Genomic DNA, 18,323 nt, shown 5'->3' on the forward strand with positions numbered 1-18,323 from the left:
GACGGGTGGCAGAAACCTGCCGGGCTCCCGTGGAGCCGGCGCTGCGACTGCGTACGTCCGTCATGAGCTCCCTATAGTGAACAGTTGGTTAATCGATTATATCGAGTAGCGGCCTCGGGGACCGAAACGCACGCGGGCGGAAGCTTAACGGATCGATAAAACTGATCCGCTCGGCGAGCAGATGCAGGCGCGTCGAGAAGTCCCACAACCCGCGCCCGAGGTCTTCCGGGTAGAGATCATCGCCCACGATCGGCGCGCCCAGATGCTGCGCCACCACCCGCAACTGGTGGGTATGCCCCGTCACCGGCCGCATCTCAACTAGCCTTCCCACCCCACGCACATAGGTGAGCGTCGGCGTGCCCGTGTGCGAGACCTCCACACGCCGAGCGCCCGCCGGCTTGTTCATCGTCAGCTCCACGCGCTCCCACTCGGGGAAAGACACCGGCGCACTCAGAAGAGCCCGGTAGGTCTTGCGTACCTCGCGACGCGCGAAGAGCTGCTGATACGCCCCGCGCGTTTCCGGATTGCGCGAGCATAGCACCAGCCCAGCGGTCAGCCGATCCAGCCGGTGGCAACAGATAACCTCGTCGCCGTGATCGCGGCGCAGGCGGGTCTGCAGGGTCTCGCGCTGGATGCGGCCGTTGGAGGTGGTGGGTAAAAAAGGCGGCTTATCGACGATCATAATCCCCGCATCCGCATACACCACCTCGTAATCGAAGGGGATCGGTGGTTCGTCGAGAAGCTCCGGATACGTCCAGGCGGGCACGGCGCGTGCCAGGCGGGTGCCGGCGGCCAGCTGTGTGCCGGCCGGAAACGGCGAGTCGCCGGCGCGGGCGGCCCAGTACTCGCCCTCGGGGACGACGCCGCTGAGCACCACCTTGCGCGCGGGGATGCCGTCACGGGCCGGTGGGCGCCCGCTGGGGTCAGTGCTGGGCAAGTCGGCCGACGGCGGCGTCGATACGCTCGTCGGACTCCGTCAGCGAGATCCGCACGTGGCGCTGCCCGCGCGGGCCGTAGAACTCGCCCGGGGCGACCAGGATGCCGAGGCCGGCGAGGTAGTCGACGGTGTCGCGGCAGTCCTCGTCGCGGGTGGCCCAGAGGTAGAGGCCGGCCTCGGAGTTGTCGATGCGGAAACCGGCGTCGATGAGCGCGGGCAGAAGCTTCGCGCGGCGGGCGGCGTAGCGCAGCTTCTGGAAATGCTCCTGGTCATCGTCGCGCAAGGCGGCGAGCATGGCGTGCTGGATCGGCCCCGGCATCATGAGGCCGGCGTGCTTACGCACCTCGAGGAGCTCGCGGACCAGCTGCTCGTCGCCGGCGATGAAACCGGCGCGGTAGCTGGCAAGGTTCGAGGACTTCGACAGCGAGTTGAGCACCAAGAGGTTGGTGTGGTCGCCGTCGGTGAGGCGATCGTCGAGAAGCGAGATCGGCGGGTTCTCATCGTCCCAGCCGAGCGAGAGGTAGCACTCGTCGGCGGCGATGATCACGTCGCGCTCGCGGGCGAAGTCCACGAGCTTGCGCAGGTGATCCGCCCCTAACACCTTGCCAGTCGGGTTCGACGGCGAGTTGATGTAGATCAGATCGGGCCGGCCCGGGCCGATCGCGGTGAGCGAGTCGGCGCGCAGGATCTCGCAGCCCGCCAGGCGGGCGCCGACCTCGTAGGTGGGATAGGCGATCTCGGGGATGACCACTTGGCCTTGCAGGCCCAGAAGCGTCGGCAGCCAGGCGATCGCCTCTTTGGTGCCAATGACCGGCAGCACCGCGTCATCGCTTAAGCCGCTGACGTGATAGCGCCGGCGCATCCACTCAGTGATCTCGGCCCGCAGCTCAGGGGTGCCCGTGGTCTGGGGATAGCCCGGCGCGGCGGCGTTTTCCGCCAAGGCGAGCTGGATCGACGGGGCGACCTCGTCCACCGGGGTGCCGACGGATAAATCCACCAGTCCGTCCGGGTGGGCTCTCGCGCGGGCCTTGGCGTTGGCCAGTGAGTCCCAGGGGAAGTCGGGCAGGCGGTCGTTTAAAGGAGTGCGGGCCATGATGAATGCGTTCTCGCGGTCGAGTTAGAGCTAGACGTCCTGGTTCTGCGGCTCGAGCTTCGCGATGTCCGGGTGATCGAAATCCTGCGGGCCGATCGCAGCGGCACCGCCCGGCGAGCCCAGGTCATCGAAGAAGGCGGCGTTGATCTCGTTGTAATCCCACCACTCGTCCGGGACGTCATCCTCGTAGAAGATGGCCTCGACCGGGCAGGCGGGTTCGCAGGCGCCGCAGTCCACGCACTCGTCGGGGTGGATGTAGAGCATGCGCTTGCCCTCGTAGATGCAGTCGACCGGGCATTCCTCGACGCAGGAACGGTCGAGGACGTCAACGCACGGCTGGGCAATCGTGTAGGTCATCGGTTATCGGGGCTCCTCACGGGCGGTCAGACGATCGGGATCCAGCCGCGGCACCCTCTGGTGGGCACCGCGTGCAGTAAGACAGTATGTCACCTGGTTCTCAAAAGGGGCCAAACGCCTCCTATGATTCCCGTCACGAGCAGGGCAATCGTGCGTATATTATTCGCCAGCAGCTGAAGCCCCAACACCTCCGCGAGCGCCACCGCGGCGAAGAAACCCACCGCCCACACGATCACCGGCGTAGCGCGGACCCAGGTGTTCTGCGACCACAGGGAGGCGGTTTTGGTGAGCACCATGTTGAAGAAGAACGCGAGCAGGATCGTCCAGGGAAAAGGCACCATGCCGAGACCCGGCACATCGATCCAGGTGCCCACATAGAGCATCTCGACGAACAACGAGAACAGCGCGCCGATCGACAGCCAGATGATACCGCCGGTCGCCTCGCCGCGGCTGAAGTCCGTGCGCAGGACCGCTTCTGAACTCACTCGCTTCTCCCCTAGTTAAATCCCGGTTTTTAGATCCCGGCGAAGAGGTCGTCGTCTTCGGAGTCGACGCCGGCACCGCGGCCGATCTGGTAGTGCTCGACGTCCATGAGCGGCTGGGCGATGAGGTTGCTCAAGGCGAACGTGCTCATCCCGTTGGTGCTCACGGCCTTCGCCGCGTGCGGGTTGGTGCGGCTGATCGAGCCATCGGCGATCCACAGCTGCGTGGTGTGGGCGCGCATGGCCTCCCGCTTGGCGTGGTAGTCGGCCTCGCTCAGGCGCACGGCGAGATCATGCTTATCGACGCCCGGCAGCTCCCCTACTTCCGCGGCGCGCCAGCCTTGCGGTATCTGGGTGATCTCGGCGGCGGCGCGTTCCAGCGGGGCGCGGTTGGCCACGGCCCAGACGATGCGGGGGATATCGACGCGCTCGGCGGCGGCGTGGGTGATCTCGTGGGCGCGGATGTGGTCGGGGTGCCCGTAGCCGCCGTCGGGGCCGTAGGTGATCACGAGCTCCGGGCGCAGCTTCTCGAACTGCTCGGCGAGCAGGTCGACGGCGCGCTCGCCGGAGTTAACGAAGGCGCGCGGGTGCTCGTGCGACGGGGCCCCGGCCATGCCGGAATCCCGAAACGTCCCGGGCCCGCCGAGGAAGTGGCCGCGCACCCCGAGGTGGCGAAGGGCTTGGGCTAGCTCGTGGATGCGGAAGCCGCCGAGCTGGTCGGCGTCGTCGGCCGCGAGGTGTTGGTAGGTCTCGCCGATGATCTCGCCCTCCTCGCCGAGGGTGCAGGTGATCACGGTGACCTCCGCGCCGCGGCGGGCCAGCTGTGCCAGCGTGCCGCCGGTGGCGATGGATTCATCATCCGGGTGGGCGTGCACGGCGACGACGCGGCGTCCGATGAGATCGCGGGTCATTTAGTCCTCCTCTACTGGAATGCGCCAGGCTCCGGCGTTGGACAGTCCGCCAGCGAACGGGTCGGCGGTATCTTCTGGGTTCTCTGCGTTGTCTACGTTAACCTCTTCGACCTTGCGTACGATCACGCGGCTTTCGCGCATGATAGGTACCGTCAGTTCCTCGAAGTCGTTGAGCTGCGCGATGCGCTGGCGGGCGACCTCTTCCCCGTAGGCGCCGGCGAGGATCTCATCGCTGAGCTCATCGCCGCTGGTGGTGCAATAGCCCGTAAGGTTCGCCAGGCGCAGGGAATCCTCATCCGGCGGGCAGCGATATCTCGAGGCCAAGTAGTTGAGGCCGCCGTCGTCGCGGGTGCGGGTGACGAGGGCGTCGAGGTCGCCGTCAACAAGCGTCGAGCGCGCGGCACTCGGGATGTCGGTGGAGACGATCTCGACCTCGATGTCATAGCGGGCCAAAAGGTCAGCGATGGTGCGCACGGCCGCGGAGGCGACCTCGTCAGCCAGATCAGCGCCGATGCGTAGCGGTGCGTCCTGCGTGGCGGCGACTAGCTCCTCCGAGGGCGCGGCGTTCTCCGCCACGGGGACGTTGTCAGCGACGCGGAGATCCGCCGTGCGCCCGGCCGCCTGGCGGGCGATGACCGGGATGTCCAGCAGGCTCGTGAGCTCCTTGCGCGCGTCGGCCTCGCCGAGGATCTCGGAGGAGACGTTGTAGTCCAGCTGCAGGGTGCGCGGGCCGTCGACGACGGTGGCCTCGGCCTCGGGCAGCAGCCGGTAGGCCTGCGCCATGGTCTCGGAGGGCAGCTGATCGAGGTACTTGATCTGCCCGGAGCGCAGCAGGTCGAGGCCCTGGGTGACCGAGTAGACGGTGCGCAGGGTCAAAATGTCGATCTGCGCGGGGTCTTGGCCCCAGAACCGGTCGTTGCGGTGCAGGGTGATCACCCCGCGGGCGCGGTCGACGGAATCGATCGTAAAACGCGAGCCGCCGGCGCCGATGGTGGCATAAAATGCGGTCGAGAAATCGGTGGCGCCGCCGTCGGCGAGGTGGCTGGGCAGCAGGTGGTTGAAAAGGTCCTGCCAGTTGGCGACGCGCCGGGAGAAGTCCACCTCCACGGTGCGCCCGCCGTTGGCGGTGCGGATCTCCTCGATCGCGCGGTAGCCGTCCGGCTCGATCACTCCGGGGGTGTGCGTGATCTCCTTCCAGAGGTAGATGAAATCCGAGCCGGTGATCGGGGTGCCGTCGGACCACTGCGCCTCTGGGTGGATCTCGTAGCGCACGGTCTGCACCACGGTGCCGGCGTTCTCGGCGGCGGAGACGTCCTCGTCGGCCGTCACCGTCTCCTCGGGCTGGGACTCGCCCGGCAGGCTGTCTTGGACTTCGGCGGCGAAGGTCACCAGGTCCTCGTTCTGGGCGCCGCCGATGAAAGGCGAAGGCAAAACGAGGTCGGCGATCGAGTCGACCAAGGGCGAGGTATCGGCGAGCAGGTGCGGGTTGAGCCCGTTGCGCAGCTCGTCGACGCCGACGGCCACCTCGGTGCGCTCGGGTTCCGACGGCTCCACCGTGGGCGGGGTGGTCTGCTCGGTCGTGTCGGTCGTGGGTGTTGGCTCCACCGTGGGCGGCGGGCCCGGGTCGGCCACGCACGCACTGGCCAGCACCGCGACCAGCCCGGCGACGAGGGTGGTGCGAAGGCGGCGTCGAAAAGCTCTCACCTAAGCGAGGTTACTTGTTCCGCTGCTTTTCTCGGGAACGCGCCCGGCCGCGCTCGGTGGAGCTGAGGATGACCTTGCGCACGCGCATGACGTTCGGGGCGACCTCGACGCACTCGTCGTGGCCACAGAACTCGACGGCCTCCTCCAGGCTCAGCGACTTCGCCTTGTTGAGCGTGACGGTGGTGTCGGCCGAGGCGGCGCGCATGTTCGTCAGCTTCTTTTCCTTGGTGATGTTGACGTCCATGTCCTCATCACGGTTGTTGGCGCCGATGACGGTACCCTCGTAGACCTCGTCGCCGGGTTCGACGAAGAAGGTGCCACGATCCGCGAGGTTCATCAGGGCATAGGCGGTGACCTGGCCGGTGCGGTCGGCGACCAGCGAGCCGGTGGGGCGGTCCTTGATCTCGCCGGCCCAGGGGCGCGGCTCGAGCGAGTAGGAGTTGGCGATGCCGGCGCCGTGGGTCTCGGTCAAGAATGTGGTGCGGAAACCGATCAGGCCGCGGGCGGGCACGTCGAACTCCATGCGTACCCAGTCGCCGGCGCCGGTGCCCATGGAAACCATCTGGCCTTTGCGCGCGGCCATGAGCTGGGTCACGGCGCCCTGGTAGTCGGCCGGGGTGTCGATGACCATGCGCTCATAGGGCTCGTGCAGCACGCCGTCGATGGTCTGGGTGACCACCTCCGGCTTGCCGACGGTCAGCTCGAAGCCCTCGCGGCGCATCGTCTCGATGAGCACGGTCAGCGCCATCTCACCGCGGCCCTGGACCTCCCAAGCGTCCGGGCGCTCGGTGGGCAGCACGCGCAGGGAGACGTTGCCGACGAGCTCCTGGTCGAGGCGGGCCTTGACGAGGCGGGCGGTGACCTTGTCGCCACCGCCGCGGCCGGCCATGGGCGAGGTGTTGACGCCGATGGTCATGGAGATCGCCGGCTCGTCGACGGTGATCCGCGGCAGCGCTTCCGGGGTCTCCGGGTCGGCGAGGGTGTCGCCGATCATGATCTCATCGATGCCCGAGACCGCCGCGATGTCGCCCGCGATAACCTCCTCGTCGGTGGAGGTGCGCTCCATACCCTCGGTCTTGAGCAGCTCGGCGATCTTGACCTGCTTGACGTGCTGGTTACCTTCTGCGTCGTAGTGGATCCAGGCGACCTGCTGGCCCTTTTTCAGGGTGCCCTTGTGGATGCGCACCAGGCCGATGCGGCCTAAGAAGGAGGAGGAGTCGAGGTTGGTGACGTGTGCCTGCAGCGGGGCGTTGACGTCGGCGCTGGGCTCGGGCAGGACGTTGTAGATGACGTCGAAGAGCTCCTGGAGGTCCTCAGCGTCGGGGGCGTTGCCGTTGCCGGGGTTCTCGGTGGAGGCCTTGCCCTCGCGGCCGGAGGCGTAGAGCACAGGCAGCTCGAGCAGGGTCTCGGCGGCTTCGGCGGCCTCGGGGTCCTCGAGCCCGGCGGCGAGCTCGAGCAGCAGGTCCTGGGCTTCCTCGACGACCTCGTCGATGCGGGCGTCCGGGCGGTCGGTCTTGTTGACGCAGATGATCACCGGCATCTTGGCCGCCAGCGCCTTGGAGAGCACGAAGCGGGTCTGCGGCAGGGGGCCTTCGGAGGCGTCGATAAGCAAAACGACGCCGTCGACCATGGAGAGGCCGCGCTCGACCTCGCCACCGAAGTCGGCGTGGCCCGGGGTGTCGATGACGTTGATGACCAGATCCGCACCATCTTTGCCCTTGCCCTTACGCCGGATGGAGGTGTTCTTGGCCAGGATGGTGATGCCGCGCTCGCGCTCGAGGTCGCCGGAGTCCATGACGCGGTCGGCGACCTCGCCGTGGTCACCGAAGGCGCCGGACTGCTCCAGCATGCCGTTGACCAGGGTGGTCTTCCCGTGGTCGACGTGGGCGACGATCGCGACGTTACGGAACTCGGGGTGATTGGTGCTCACTGGCGATAATTCTCCTCGGTGGCGGTGGCGCCCGCGGGATCAGCGCAGGCTCGGAAACTGGCCCAACGTTACTCGTTAGCGCCGGTGAGTGCACCTCAAGACAGGCCCTACTCCCCCACGGATGGTAGAGAATTTTTGCGTCCAGATAGTTGCGCCAGAAAAATTTGTGACTAATGTGGCAATTGTTTTAACAGTTACTATTGTTTCTGTTGTTATGCTGTCCGACTGCTAGGATTACTGCAGTCTGTTTATGCGTCACGCTGTCCGTCGCCGAACCAAGGAAAGGCCGTCGCCGTGCTGAACCTCTCGAAGCTGAACCGCCGCCTCGTCACGGGGCTCACCACCCTCGCACTCACGGGTGTCGGCACTGCACTGGCCACCCCGGCCGCCGCCCAGTCCGCCCCACCCGCCGGCTCTGTGCCGATGTCCTCGACCTACCTCGACGAGCTGGGACGGCCCACCCCCTACCTGCAGGAGCGCGTGCGCGAATTCGCCAACCAGCCCTTCGTCCCGCCCCAGCTGCGCGACACCCTGCTGAGCGCCTTGGCGTTCACCGCCGGCTACGGCGAGCTCGGGGGCCCGGAGCTGCCGACCGATGCCCCGACGTTCACCCAGTTCTACTGGCCGACGATCTCCGGCGGCTGCATCGGCGGCCAGGGAGACGCGGTCGCCAGCGCCCTCGCCGTTCCCGGTCCGGCCACCATCCCGGCTCCCGGCGCCGCCGAAGGCCAGACCTCCTTCCTGTTCACCGCCTTGGGCACCCCGCCCGCCGCCGAAAACCAGGGCGGGCTGTACGTACACTGGCTCAACCTGGATAACCTGCGCTTCGGCGCCACCCCGCTGGCCAACAACGGCATCAACCCGGAAGGCCCGGCGACGGTGTCCGGCACCGCTGACACCGGTAACGGCACCATCGTCGCCATCGTCGGCGGCGATCTGAACACCACCGAATCGACCTGCCACTTCCTGCCGACGGCCGCCATCATCGACGCCCGCTAATGCACCCCGTCAAGAAGGAGTCGTTCGTCACCGACGAGCGCATCAACGTCGACCCCAAGGGATATATCCGTGCGGTCGACGAATATCGCGCAGCCGACTTCGGGCTGTATATGGCACGGCCGGCCAACCACCCGCGCTTCGGCTACCTGGAATCCTGGCTGATACCGGAGATGGGCCTGCGGGCGAACATCTTCCACTTCCGCCCGCACATCGACATCACCCAGGACTTTTACTTCGACGTGGCGGACATCAGCGTCGACGAGCAGACCTGGATCACCCGGGATCTCTACGTCGACCTTGTCAGCCTCACCGGCCGGCCCATCGAGGTCTTAGACATCGACGAACTGGCCGCCGCCTGCTCGAGCGGCCTGATCACCGCCGCCGAGGCCGAACGGGCTATCGAGACCACCCTGGACGCCGTCGACGGCATCTCCCGCCACGGCGACGACCCGATGGCCTGGCTCGCCTCCCGTGGTATCCAACTCACCTGGGCCGATCCCGCAGAGATCACCCTCTGCCCTGCGGAATAACCTACGCTGGGGGCCTATGAGCACGATCTATCACAACCCCCGCTGTTCGAAATCCCGCGAGGCTTTGCAGCGCCTCCAGGACACCGGCGAGGAGCCCGAGGTGATCCGTTACCTGGACACGCCGCCGTCGACAAGCGAGCTCGCTCGGCTCATTGCGGCCGCCGGCCTCATTGTGCACGACGCTATCCGCACCCGCGAGGCCGAGTACAAAGAGCTGGGCTTAAGCCCCGAGATGAGCGACGAGGAGCTACTTCAAGCCATGGTCGCCCACCCCCGGCTGATCGAGCGCCCCATCGTGGTCACCGACAAGGGTGTGCGCATCCCGCGGCCGATGGAGCTTCTCGATGAGATCCTCTAAGAGCCCACCCCCAGTTCGATACCGAGACCCGGCACCGAGTCGATGAGGTTGCGGGTGTAGTCCTCGCGCGGGTTGGCGAAGATGTCATCCGCAGGGCCCTGCTCCACGACTGCACCCTTCTTCATCACCACGATGTCATTGGCGGTCTGGCGCACGACCGCGAGGTCATGGGTGATGAAGAGATACGTCAGATCCAGATCGTTCTGCAGCTAAGCCAAAAGCTGCAGGATCTGGTCCTGCACCAACACGTCGAGCGCGCTGACCGCCTCGTCGAGCACCAGCACCTCCGGGCCGAGGGCCAGAACCCGCGCGATGGCGATGCGCTGGCGCTGACCGCCGGAGAGCTCGTTCGGGTAGCGGCGCATCGCCGAACGCGGCATCGACACCAGATCCAACAGCTCCGCCACGCGACGCTCGCGCTTTTTGCGGTTGCCCACCTTGTGCAGGCGCAGCGGCTCCTCGATGCAGCGGTAGACCGAGAGCATCGGACCCAGCGAGCCATAGGGGTTCTGGAAGACCACCTGCATCTTGCGGCGCATATCGAAAAGCTCCTTGCCCTTGAGCGCCGAGATGTCGCGGCCCTCGAAGAACACCTGCCCGCTGGTGGTTTCGAGCAGGTTGAGCACCATGTTCGCCACCGTTGACTTACCCGAGCCGGATTCACCGACCAGCGCGGTGATGGTGCCGCGGATATCGAACTCCCTGACCAGGTTTTTCACCTCGATGACGGTGTCGGCCGCACCGGCCTCTGTGTCGTGGGCGTGCAGCTCCTCGGTCTCGATGCCCTTGTCTTTGGCCTCCTGGATGCGCGCCGAGGCCAGCGAGGGCGCCGCTTTGACCAAACGCTGGGTATAAGGGTGCTGCGGGTTGCGTAGAAGCTCCAGCGAGGGCCCCGATTCCACCACGCGGCCGCGGTGCATGACCACCAGGTGCTGGGAACGCTCCGCGGCCAGGCCGAGGTCGTGGGTGATAAACAGCACGGCGGTGCCGAGCTCCTCGGTAAGCGTCTCCAGGTGGTCGAGGATGGTCTTCTGCACCGTCACGTCCAGGGCCGAGGTCGGCTCGTCGACGATCAAGAGCTTCGGCCGGGCCGCCAGCCCGATCGCGATGAGCGCACGCTGACGCATACCGCCGGAGAACTCGTGCGGGTACTGCTTGGCGCGGCGGGCGGCATCCGGCAGGCCGGCTTCCTCGAGGAGCTTGGCGACGTGCTCTTTGCGCCCCTCGTCGGCCTCGACGTTGTTGGCCTTCAGCGATTCCTCGACCTGCGTGCCGATGCGCCACACCGGGTTCAGGTTGCTCATGGGGTCCTGCGGGACCAGCCCGATCTGCGAGCCGCGGATCTCCTGGAACTCTTCTCCGAGAGGTTGGTGATGTCGCGGCCGTCGAAAAGAATCCTGCCCGCCGGTGACCTTGCCCGTGCCGGGCAAAAGCCCCAGCGCCGACATGGCGGCGGTCGACTTGCCGGAGCCGGACTCGCCGACGATCGCCACCGACTGGCCCGGGTAGACGGTGAGGTTGATGCCGCGCACCGCCTCGACGGTGCCGGTCGTGGAGGTGAACGTGATCTCGACGTCGCGCATTTCTAACAGCGGTGTCATCGCTTCCTCGCTTTCGGATCGAGCGCATCGCGCACCACATCGCCCATGAGGATGAAGCTCAAGACGGTCATGGCCAAGGCGATCGCGGGATAAAACAGCACCATCGGTCGGGTGCGCAGGCTGGCCTGGGCGGCGGAGATGTCTCCACCCCAGCTGACCACCGTGCTCGGCAGGCCGATACCCAGAAACGACAGGGTGGCCTCGGCGACGATGAAGGTACCCAGCGCGACGGTGGCGTAGACAATGATCGGCACCGCGGCGTTCGGCAGGATGTGGCTGGTGAGCACGCGGAACTTCCCGGCACCCAGGGCGGTTGCCGCGGTGACGTACTCTTCGTTCTTCACGCTCATCACCGCGCCGCGGGTGATGCGGGCGATCTGGGTCCAGCCGAACACCGCTAAAACGATGACGACCATGATGACGCTGCGGTTGTCCTTGAACATCTGCATGAACACGATCGCGGCGAGCACCAGCGGGATGGCGAAGAAGATGTCGGTCAGGCGCGACAGGATGGTGTCGAGGATGCCGCCGAAGTAGCCGGCCAGCGAGCCGAGGGTCGTGCCGATGATAACCACGGCGAGGGTGGTGAGGATGCCGACGATCACCGATGCGCGAGCGCCGTGGATCGTGCGGGAGTAAATGTCACAGCCCTGGCGGTCGAAGCCGAAAGGATGGCCCGCCTCGGGCAGACCGAGCGAGTTCTCCAGGGTGCAGTGACGCGGGTCGACGGAGGTGAACAGTCCGGGCACGGCGGCCATGAGGACGGCGAGCACGATGAGTGCCGCGGCGATCCAGAACATCGGGCGGCGGCGCAGGTAGTGCCACGCCTCGCCCCATTGGGAGCGCGGGGCGAACTCGTCGGCGACGGCGTCGACGGCGCCGAGTCCGGTCTCGTCGGTGGAGTTGATGAAGTATTCCTGGCCCGGCAGGCTCTCGCCGGGAGACGCAGGTCTCTGGGGGTTCTTCGGCGTATCAGGCATAGCGGATCCTCGGGTCAAGCACGGCGTAGACAAGGTCAACGAGCAGGTTCGCGATGATGTAGACGACCACCAAGACGGTGGTAAACGACACCACGGTGGTGGGCTCACCCTTCAAGATCGCCTGGTAGATGGTGCCGCCGACACCGTTGATGTCAAAGATGCCCTCGGTGACAATCGCGCCGCCCATGAGCGCGCCTAAGTCCGCACCCTAGGGCGTGTCTGACAATTTCTTCAGCCAGGTCATGACGGCGATAGCCATCACGCCGACCCGGTAGACAACCGCGAGCTTGTCGTACCGGGTTGCCACACCCCGCCACTGCTTGAGGTTGCCGAAAACCGTTCCACCACGTTGCAGCCCTTGTAGGACTGCGCATCGAACGTCGGTAGACGCCCACCCATCGAGCCTTTCCGCTTCCGGACGGCGATCACGTCCTTCTTCTCCGGGAACGTCGCCGTGATCTTGCGCTCGCGCAGATACCTGCGCACAGCCTTCGATGCATACGCCCTATCCGCGCGCAGTTCATCGGGCCGGGTGCGCGGTCGGCCCACCATCCCGGGCACCCGCAGGCGTTTCAACAACGGGATCAGCACCGGGCAGTCACCGCGGTGGCCCGCAGTAACGATCATGGTCAGGGGCATGCCATGGCCGTCGACCAGGGCGTGGACCTTGGTAGACAGACCACCCCGTGATCGGCCGACCGCGTGATCAGGCGGCTCGGCCAGCAGGTTGTTGTAATTCGACAAAGCCCCCTGTGACCCGCGTGATGTTCGTGACGTGCTGATGGGCCCGGGCGATCGTCAAAGTCCACCGACACCGACCAGTCGATCAGGTCTTCCGTATCGGCCTGTCTAAGAAGTCGCTGAAAGATCACGTCCCAGGTGTCCGTCCTTGGCCATCCGGTTGTGCCAGGTGTAGACCGTCTGCCAGGACCCGAAGCAGGCGGGCAGGTCACACCGCGCGATCCCTGCCCGAAGGCAGTAGAGGATGGCCTCGAGCATCTGCCGGGGATCGGAGAACGGTCGGCCTTTTCTCCCCGTGCGACGGGGCAGAAGCTCTTCGACCATCTCCCACTGGGCATCACTCAACATGTGAAAACGCGACACGGGAGCCAGGGTCCCATGCCACGCTTCCCTCAATTATCAGACACGCCCTAAGCCTCCGGGTCGGGGTTCTCATCCTCGACCGGCGGGAAGTAGAGCCCCTCGACGCCGCCAGGACGTGCCCAGCGGACCTCGAGGCGATCGCGGGTGCCGAAACGCACGAGGTGGCGGCCGACGACCGACTCGACTTTCTCGAGGTAGTCATCGTCGGTGTCGATCTGTAGCAACAGCACGCCGTCACCGACGATCATCTCCACTTCACCGCGGACCTGCTCGCGGCTAAAACTCAGATGGCCGCGGCCTTCCTCGGGGTCGAAGCGAGTCTCGATCTTCTTCGCGAAATGCGATGCTAGCTGCTTCGCATAACGGGCGGGCCTTTCGCAGGCCACGCGGGCGGTAGAAGTAGCAGTCATGGCCTCATCCTAGCGAGCACGTTGAGGCAAGGGAACACCATTTATTCGAGAATCAGCAGCGACAGCGCCATCACCGCCATGCCCACGATGAGGCCGTAGATGGCGGTGTGGTGGCGTCCGGTGCTCACGGCCGTCGGCAGGAGTTTGTCCAGGGAGACGAAGACCATGATGCCGGCGATCGCGGCGAAGGAGATGCCAAGGGTGGCGTCGCCGAGGATCGGGGCGAGAATTGCGAAGCCGATGAGCGCGCCGGCCGGCTCTGCCAGGCCCGAGAGCGTCGCCAGGCTGAACGCCTTCATGCGGGAGCCGGTCGCCTCCCTCAGCGGCACCGCCACGGCGACACCTTCGGGGATGTTGTGGATGGCGATGGCCACGAGGATCGGCAACGCGATGCCCACGTCCGTGAGGGAGGCGATGAAGGTGGCGAAGCCCTCCGGGAAGTTGTGCAGCGCCAGCGCGACCGCGGTGAGCATGCCGGTTTTCATCATCGCCGAGCGGCGCTGATAGGACGACGCCCCAGAGACCGCGCCCGCCGCGTGCGGGTTGATTTCATTCGGCACGAGGAAGTCGATCACCGCGATGAGCACGATGCCGGCGAAGAACGCGCCGTAGGCCAGCCAGCCGCCGGCCCCACCGAAGCTCTCCCCCAAGTGCTCGGTGGCCTTCGGCAGGATCTCGACGAAAGACACCAGCACCATCACGCCAGCAGAAAAGCCCAGCGCGGCGGCCAAGAACCCGGGGCCCGGACGGCGGTGCGCCACGCCGATGGCGCCGCCGATGCCCGTGGACAACCCCGCGAGCAGCGTCAGGCCGAATGCCAGGAGGATGGTCGGCAGGTCGTAGTCGAAAGTCATGAAAAGATCCTGATACGAGTTTTCAACAAAAGTGACCGTAGCAGACGGCGACTACGGTCAAGGGCATGAGCGAAAACAAACACTTCGAGATTAAGGTTCCCGGCGGAAAACTCGTCATTGCGGACATCACCACCGACGGCTCCACCATCACCGACGCCCGCATCTCCGGCGACTTCTTCCTCGAACCTGACGCCGCCTACGAGGCGCTGACCTCCGCCCTCGTCGGCGCCGGCGTCCACGAAGATACCGACCAACTCACCCAGCGTCTCGACGCCGCCTTATCCACCATCGAACCCGCCGCCGAGCTGCATGGCTTCACGACGCGCGACGTAGCCGTCGTCACCCGGCGCGCCGTGACAGGCGCCACCGACTTCACCGACCACCGCTTCGAGGTCATCCACTCCCCCGTGCTGCCGACGCCCATGAACGTCGCGCTCGACGAAGTGCTCACCCGCCAAGTCGCCGCCGGCGAGCGCGGACCGACCCTACGGCTGTGGGAATGGGAGGACAATGCCGTGGTCATCGGCTCTTTCCAGTCCTACGTCAACGAAATCGACGACGACGGCGTACGCAAACACGACATGACCGTGGTGCGGCGCATCTCCGGCGGCGGGGCCATGTTCATGGAGGGCGGCAACTGCGTGACCTACTCCCTGTACGTGCCCGAATCGATGACGCGGGGTTTAAGTTACGCCGATAGCTACCAGTACCTCGACGACTGGGTGCTCGCCGCCTTAAAGGCGCAGGGGGTCAACGCCTGGTACGTCCCGCTCAACGACATCACCTCCGACAGCGGCAAGATCGGCGGCGCGGCGCAAAAGCGCAACGGCAATGCGGTGCTGCACCACGTCACCATGAGCTACGACATCGACGCCGACAAGATGGCCGAGGTGCTTCGCGTGGGGAAGGTCAAGCTCGCCTCCAAGGGGCTGCGCAGCGCGAAGAAGCGCGTCGATCCCCTGCGGCGACAGATCGGCGCGCCGCGCGAGGACGTGATCGCCGGGCTGATCGATACGTTCTGCTCGCGTTACGACACCCAGCTCTCCTCCCTCACCGAGAGCGACCTGGCCGCAGCCGAAGAGCTGGTCGAGCAGAAGTTCGGACGCGAGGAGTGGACGAAGAGGGTGCGGTGAGCGTTTTTGCGGCTGCTTGGGCGTTTTGGCTGGGTTCGTTTTGGCTGGTTTCGTTTTGGCTGGTCAGGGGGTTGGGCGGGCGGGGTTTTGCGTCTGGGTCGAAAGGAATCGGTCGAAAAGAGGGCCGGTTTAGGGGTCCTTTCGACTTCGTGGGACTCCTTTCTGTCAGGGTGATTTCGACCAGCGCTAGCGCAACACAGGGAACCAACGCCCCCAGAAGCAGCACCCACGAAGCCCTAGCGCTCGTCCGGGTAGGTGCCGGTGTCGTAGTCAAAGTCGATGGGGTTGCCGTCTTCGTCGGTACGCTGATACCACTCAGTGTTGCGATCGGCGGTCGAGTCAAAACCCGTGCCAGCGGCGTACTCGTCGCCTTCGCTGGTGGGGCCGACATCGATCGAGAAGTTATCGCCATGCAGCCGCACGCCCTCGCGCACCGCGTTGGACAGCGCGCGACGCTCGAAGTTGTAGCGGATCACATAAGGATCGCTGCGCAGCTCGCGGACCAACGCGACACACATGCCGATGATGATGATCGCGAACGGCAGCGCGGTAATCGTGATGAAATTCTGCAGGCCCTGCAGGGCGTTTTCGCCACCTGCCAGCAAGATCACCACCGCAATGCCCGCCATGCACAGCGCCCAGAACGCGGTGATGATCCGCCGCGGGTTGGGGTTGCCCTTTTGCGACATCTGGGAGTTGACCAGGGACGCAGAATCCGCGGTAGTGATGAAGAAGATCGCCAGCATCACGATCACCAACGGAGCCATGATCTCGGTGCCCGGCAGCTCCTCGAGCACGATAAAGAAGATCTCCTCCGGCGCCGGCATGGATTCGGCCGTGTTGTCTGGGGCGATGAGTTGGCTGTCGCGCTGCATCCAGATGGCAGTGCCGCCGAGGATCGTAAACGCCGAGGTGATGATAGCCGATGGGATTAACAGCACCCCGAAGACGAACTGGCGGATGGTGCGCCCGCGCGAAATCTTGGCGACGAACACGCCCACGAAAGGCGCCCAGGACACCCACCAGGCCCAGTAGAAGGTGGTCCAGCCGGACAGGTAGTCCTGCATTTCTTCGCCTTCGCCCATGTTGGCGGCGAGCATCTCGGGCATGGAGCCGACGTAGTCGATGAGCACGGCCGGCAGCATGTTCGCCAAGAACGCGGTGGGGCCGAGCACAAAGAAGAACACGGCCAAGAAGACCGCGAGCCCGAGGTTGATGTTCGACAGCCACCGGATGCCGCGGGCCACGCCGGACACCGCGGAGGCGATCGTGCCGATCGTCAGGATCACGGTGATGACGATGGCGAACTGATTGCCGGCCGTCGACCAGCCGGAGACCACCTCCACGCCGGCGCCGATCTGCAGCGCACCCAAGCCCAGGGAGGCGGCGGTGCCGAAGAGCGTCGCGATGATCGCCAGCCCGTCGATCACCCGTGCCTGCCAAGAGCTCGACGAACGGTTGCCGAACAGCGGCATGAGGATCGAGCTCATGAGGGGGACGCGGCCTCGTCGGAAAGAAACATAAGCCACCGCAAGCCCGACGATCGCGTAGATCGCCCACGCGTTGATTGCCCAGTGCATCGTCGACTGCGCCATCGCTCCGCGCACCGCCTCCTGCGTGGCCGGCTCATAGGCGCCGGGCCGCGGCGAGAGGTAGTGACTCATCGGCTCGTAGGGGCCGAAGAAGATGATCGCGATGCCGATACCGGCGGCAAACAGCATCGCCGCCCACGACAGAGTGGAGTACTCAGGTTTTTCGTTATCGAGCCCGAGTGGCACCTTGCCATACTTCGACAGAGCAAGGATGAGCAGAAAGAACATCAAGCCCGTGGCCAGGATGGTGAAGATCCAGCCGAGGTTCACCATGGTCCATTCGAGCGCGATGCTCGAGTAGTCGAAGACTTGCTCCGGGTTAATCACACCCCACGCCACAAATGCCACGATCAGCAGGCCGACCACGAGGGTCAGAGGCTTATCGACGCCATAACGCACCCTCTGATCCTCAATCGACACTCCGGGAACCAGCGCCGGGTGGATCCGATGCGGATAGCGCATCGCCTCCACGAAATCGCGGGTGCCGCGACGCAGGTGCTTCTCTGCACTCTCCCGCAAACCCCGCTCCCGGGGTTGGTCCTCGGATGCGTCTTCCGAGCTCGACATCACGGTCCTGCCTCTCTGTAGTTATGCGTTCCGGTGGATCTGTACTCGAATCACTAAAGCACCTTCACCACAGCGACACATCCGATGTGACATAACCACCCCCGAATGGTGCTGTGTTCTACCAGGATTGACATATTTCACCATCGTCGCAGGTGGCAGGAGATATGCTGACATATCAGAATATATGTCGTTGCAGGTGGCAATGTTTCGCTAATATGCATGTCAATTTTCGTAGAACACAGCACCCCTGTCTTACCCGCAGCTAAAGCACGCGGGCTTGCGACAGGGGCATGGGTCAATGAGTCAGGAAAGATTCTGGACAACGGTGCGCCTATGCATACAACAGAGCATGTTTGATATGGTTGATAACTGTACGTGAAGTCCATATACAAGGAGAGAATTATTATGGCTAAGACATCTCGCGCTGCTGTTGCTGCTACTACCATTGCATTCGGTGGTCTCATGCTTGCTGCATGTAACGATTCCGCTGATGCTCCTGCTGAGGATGCTGGCAACACTGTAACTGACACTATTGTCACTGAGGCACCTGAGGAACCTATCAACGATGGTTCTGAGATGGATGGCATGGGTAACGATTCTGTCAATGGGGCTAACACTAATGATGGCATGAACGACATGGATGATGCTGTCAGCGGTGGCTCCGACAACGTTTCTCCTGGTGCTTCAGATGCAGAGGACAGCATGGCGAACTAATTGCCTTTCACTCACAAACACCCCTCTTCACCAGAGGGGTGTTTTTGCATGTTGCCATGTTTTTTTT

General features: G+C 65.0%; 20 protein-coding genes and 1 pseudogene. 5 read left to right on the plus strand and 16 right to left on the minus strand.

Translation table 11 applies throughout. From position 1 onward, the window contains the following. Positions 1 to 88: 88 nt before the first annotated feature. From C3B44_RS07205 to typA, 7 genes are all read right to left on the minus strand, one after another. On the minus strand, positions 89 to 877 hold the full coding sequence (locus C3B44_RS07205) for a pseudouridine synthase (protein ID WP_108431784.1): 789 nt from the start codon (positions 875 to 877) through the stop codon (positions 89 to 91). Between the two features lie 46 nt (positions 878 to 923). Then, complete coding sequence (gene dapC / locus C3B44_RS07210; protein WP_108431785.1) at positions 924 to 2,030, minus strand: succinyldiaminopimelate transaminase; 1,107 nt, start codon at positions 2,028 to 2,030, stop codon at positions 924 to 926. A gap of 30 nt (positions 2,031 to 2,060) precedes the next feature. After that, entirely contained in the window at positions 2,061 to 2,387 is a 327-nt protein-coding gene (fdxA, locus tag C3B44_RS07215) for a ferredoxin (RefSeq protein ID WP_108431786.1), read from the minus strand. 89 nt (positions 2,388 to 2,476) lie between these two features. Further along, positions 2,477 to 2,872, minus strand: coding sequence for a hypothetical protein (locus tag C3B44_RS07220; protein WP_235840511.1), 396 nt, complete (start codon positions 2,870 to 2,872; stop codon positions 2,477 to 2,479). Positions 2,873 to 2,901: 29 nt separating this feature from the next. Beyond that, on the minus strand, positions 2,902 to 3,780 hold the full coding sequence (mshB, locus tag C3B44_RS07225) for an N-acetyl-1-D-myo-inositol-2-amino-2-deoxy-alpha-D-glucopyranoside deacetylase (protein ID WP_108431787.1): 879 nt from the start codon (positions 3,778 to 3,780) through the stop codon (positions 2,902 to 2,904). Continuing rightward, on the minus strand, positions 3,781 to 5,484 hold the full coding sequence (locus C3B44_RS07230) for an ABC transporter family substrate-binding protein (RefSeq protein WP_108431788.1): 1,704 nt from the start codon (positions 5,482 to 5,484) through the stop codon (positions 3,781 to 3,783). It lies immediately after the preceding gene. 10 nt (positions 5,485 to 5,494) lie between these two features. After that, the gene (typA, locus tag C3B44_RS07235) at positions 5,495 to 7,414 is read right to left on the minus strand and encodes a translational GTPase TypA (protein WP_108431789.1); all 1,920 of its coding nucleotides are present in this window, start codon (positions 7,412 to 7,414) and stop codon (positions 5,495 to 5,497) included. Positions 7,415 to 7,708: 294 nt separating this feature from the next. Between typA and C3B44_RS07240 the strand changes: the two genes are divergently transcribed. Genes C3B44_RS07240 through arsC form a run of 3 tightly spaced genes read left to right on the plus strand, consistent with a single transcriptional unit; the run spans position 7,709 to position 9,301 of the window. Beyond that, positions 7,709 to 8,413: an Rv1157c family protein gene (locus C3B44_RS07240; RefSeq protein ID WP_108431790.1), complete on the plus strand. Its 705-nt coding sequence runs from the start codon at positions 7,709 to 7,711 to the stop codon at positions 8,411 to 8,413. Next, positions 8,413 to 8,943, plus strand: coding sequence for a ribonuclease FAU-1 family protein (locus C3B44_RS07245; protein ID WP_108431791.1), 531 nt, complete (start codon positions 8,413 to 8,415; stop codon positions 8,941 to 8,943). The genes C3B44_RS07240 and C3B44_RS07245 overlap by 1 nt, the downstream gene beginning before the upstream one ends. Positions 8,944 to 8,959: 16 nt before the next feature. Beyond that, positions 8,960 to 9,301 (plus strand): arsenate reductase (glutaredoxin), encoded by a 342-nt coding sequence (gene arsC, locus C3B44_RS07250; protein ID WP_108431792.1) that lies wholly within the window; start codon positions 8,960 to 8,962, stop codon positions 9,299 to 9,301. Here the strand turns inward: arsC and C3B44_RS12180 are convergent. The 8 genes and pseudogenes from C3B44_RS12180 to zupT all read right to left on the minus strand — a co-directional run bounded on the left by C3B44_RS12180 (position 9,298) and on the right by zupT (position 14,250). Further along, a complete protein-coding gene (locus C3B44_RS12180; RefSeq protein ID WP_412841963.1) occupies positions 9,298 to 9,456 on the minus strand; it encodes an ABC transporter ATP-binding protein in 159 nt (52 codons plus the stop codon). The two genes, arsC and C3B44_RS12180, sit on opposite strands and share 4 nt — an antisense overlap. A 54-nt stretch (positions 9,457 to 9,510) precedes the next feature. Further along, positions 9,511 to 10,902, minus strand: coding sequence for an ATP-binding cassette domain-containing protein (locus C3B44_RS07255; protein ID WP_412841964.1), 1,392 nt, complete (start codon positions 10,900 to 10,902; stop codon positions 9,511 to 9,513). Further along, positions 10,899 to 11,882: an ABC transporter permease gene (locus tag C3B44_RS07260; RefSeq protein WP_108431793.1), complete on the minus strand. Its 984-nt coding sequence runs from the start codon at positions 11,880 to 11,882 to the stop codon at positions 10,899 to 10,901. The genes C3B44_RS07255 and C3B44_RS07260 overlap by 4 nt, the downstream gene beginning before the upstream one ends. After that, positions 11,875 to 12,090, minus strand: a pseudogene (locus C3B44_RS07265) (ABC transporter permease subunit); the annotation flags it as partial. The gene C3B44_RS07260 and the pseudogene C3B44_RS07265, both read right to left, overlap by 8 nt. Positions 12,091 to 12,140: 50 nt before the next feature. Continuing rightward, on the minus strand, positions 12,141 to 12,626 hold the full coding sequence (locus C3B44_RS11775; protein WP_199906014.1) for a transposase: 486 nt from the start codon (positions 12,624 to 12,626) through the stop codon (positions 12,141 to 12,143). A gap of 105 nt (positions 12,627 to 12,731) precedes the next feature. Next, positions 12,732 to 12,971, minus strand: coding sequence for a transposase (locus tag C3B44_RS11780; protein ID WP_108430616.1), 240 nt, complete (start codon positions 12,969 to 12,971; stop codon positions 12,732 to 12,734). A 62-nt stretch (positions 12,972 to 13,033) separates the two neighbouring features. Further along, positions 13,034 to 13,396 (minus strand): DUF2218 domain-containing protein, encoded by a 363-nt coding sequence (locus tag C3B44_RS07275; protein ID WP_108431794.1) that lies wholly within the window; start codon positions 13,394 to 13,396, stop codon positions 13,034 to 13,036. Positions 13,397 to 13,437: 41 nt separating this feature from the next. Continuing rightward, on the minus strand, positions 13,438 to 14,250 hold the full coding sequence (gene zupT, locus C3B44_RS07280) for a zinc transporter ZupT (RefSeq protein WP_108431795.1): 813 nt from the start codon (positions 14,248 to 14,250) through the stop codon (positions 13,438 to 13,440). 65 nt (positions 14,251 to 14,315) lie between these two features. On the opposite strand from zupT, the gene C3B44_RS07285 reads away from it, so the two are divergent. Beyond that, complete coding sequence (locus C3B44_RS07285) at positions 14,316 to 15,383, plus strand: lipoate--protein ligase family protein (protein ID WP_108431796.1); 1,068 nt, start codon at positions 14,316 to 14,318, stop codon at positions 15,381 to 15,383. 236 nt (positions 15,384 to 15,619) lie between these two features. On the opposite strand, the gene C3B44_RS07290 is transcribed toward C3B44_RS07285, so the two are convergent. Then, a complete protein-coding gene (locus C3B44_RS07290; RefSeq protein WP_108432607.1) occupies positions 15,620 to 17,437 on the minus strand; it encodes a BCCT family transporter in 1,818 nt (605 codons plus the stop codon). A gap of 510 nt (positions 17,438 to 17,947) precedes the next feature. Between C3B44_RS07290 and C3B44_RS11655 the strand changes: the two genes are divergently transcribed. After that, a complete protein-coding gene (locus tag C3B44_RS11655; RefSeq protein ID WP_146183504.1) occupies positions 17,948 to 18,256 on the plus strand; it encodes a hypothetical protein in 309 nt (102 codons plus the stop codon). Positions 18,257 to 18,323 lie beyond the last annotated feature (67 nt).

Source organism: Corynebacterium yudongzhengii (genome assembly GCF_003065405.1).
Taxonomy (GTDB): Bacteria; Actinomycetota; Actinomycetes; order Mycobacteriales; family Mycobacteriaceae; genus Corynebacterium; species Corynebacterium yudongzhengii.

Excerpts from the sequence above, each read along its gene's own strand:
- dapC (WP_108431785.1), bottom strand. The coding sequence starts at position 2,030 with ATGGCCCGCACTCCTTTAAACGACCGCCTGCCCGACTTCCCCTGGGAC.
- fdxA (WP_108431786.1), bottom strand. The coding sequence starts at position 2,387 with ATGACCTACACGATTGCCCAGCCGTGCGTTGACGTCCTCGACCGTTCC.
- mshB (WP_108431787.1), bottom strand. The coding sequence starts at position 3,780 with ATGACCCGCGATCTCATCGGACGCCGCGTCGTCGCCGTGCACGCCCAC.
- C3B44_RS07245 (WP_108431791.1), top strand. The coding sequence starts at position 8,413 with ATGCACCCCGTCAAGAAGGAGTCGTTCGTCACCGACGAGCGCATCAAC.
- arsC (WP_108431792.1), top strand. The coding sequence starts at position 8,960 with ATGAGCACGATCTATCACAACCCCCGCTGTTCGAAATCCCGCGAGGCT.
- C3B44_RS07255 (WP_412841964.1), bottom strand. The coding sequence starts at position 10,902 with ATGACACCGCTGTTAGAAATGCGCGACGTCGAGATCACGTTCACCTCC.
- C3B44_RS07260 (WP_108431793.1), bottom strand. The coding sequence starts at position 11,882 with ATGCCTGATACGCCGAAGAACCCCCAGAGACCTGCGTCTCCCGGCGAG.
- C3B44_RS11780 (WP_108430616.1), bottom strand. The coding sequence starts at position 12,971 with ATGTTGAGTGATGCCCAGTGGGAGATGGTCGAAGAGCTTCTGCCCCGT.
- C3B44_RS07275 (WP_108431794.1), bottom strand. The coding sequence starts at position 13,396 with ATGACTGCTACTTCTACCGCCCGCGTGGCCTGCGAAAGGCCCGCCCGT.
- zupT (WP_108431795.1), bottom strand. The coding sequence starts at position 14,250 with ATGACTTTCGACTACGACCTGCCGACCATCCTCCTGGCATTCGGCCTG.
- C3B44_RS07285 (WP_108431796.1), top strand. The coding sequence starts at position 14,316 with ATGAGCGAAAACAAACACTTCGAGATTAAGGTTCCCGGCGGAAAACTC.
- C3B44_RS07290 (WP_108432607.1), bottom strand. The coding sequence starts at position 17,437 with ATGCGCTATCCGCATCGGATCCACCCGGCGCTGGTTCCCGGAGTGTCG.
- C3B44_RS11655 (WP_146183504.1), top strand. The coding sequence starts at position 17,948 with ATGGCTAAGACATCTCGCGCTGCTGTTGCTGCTACTACCATTGCATTC.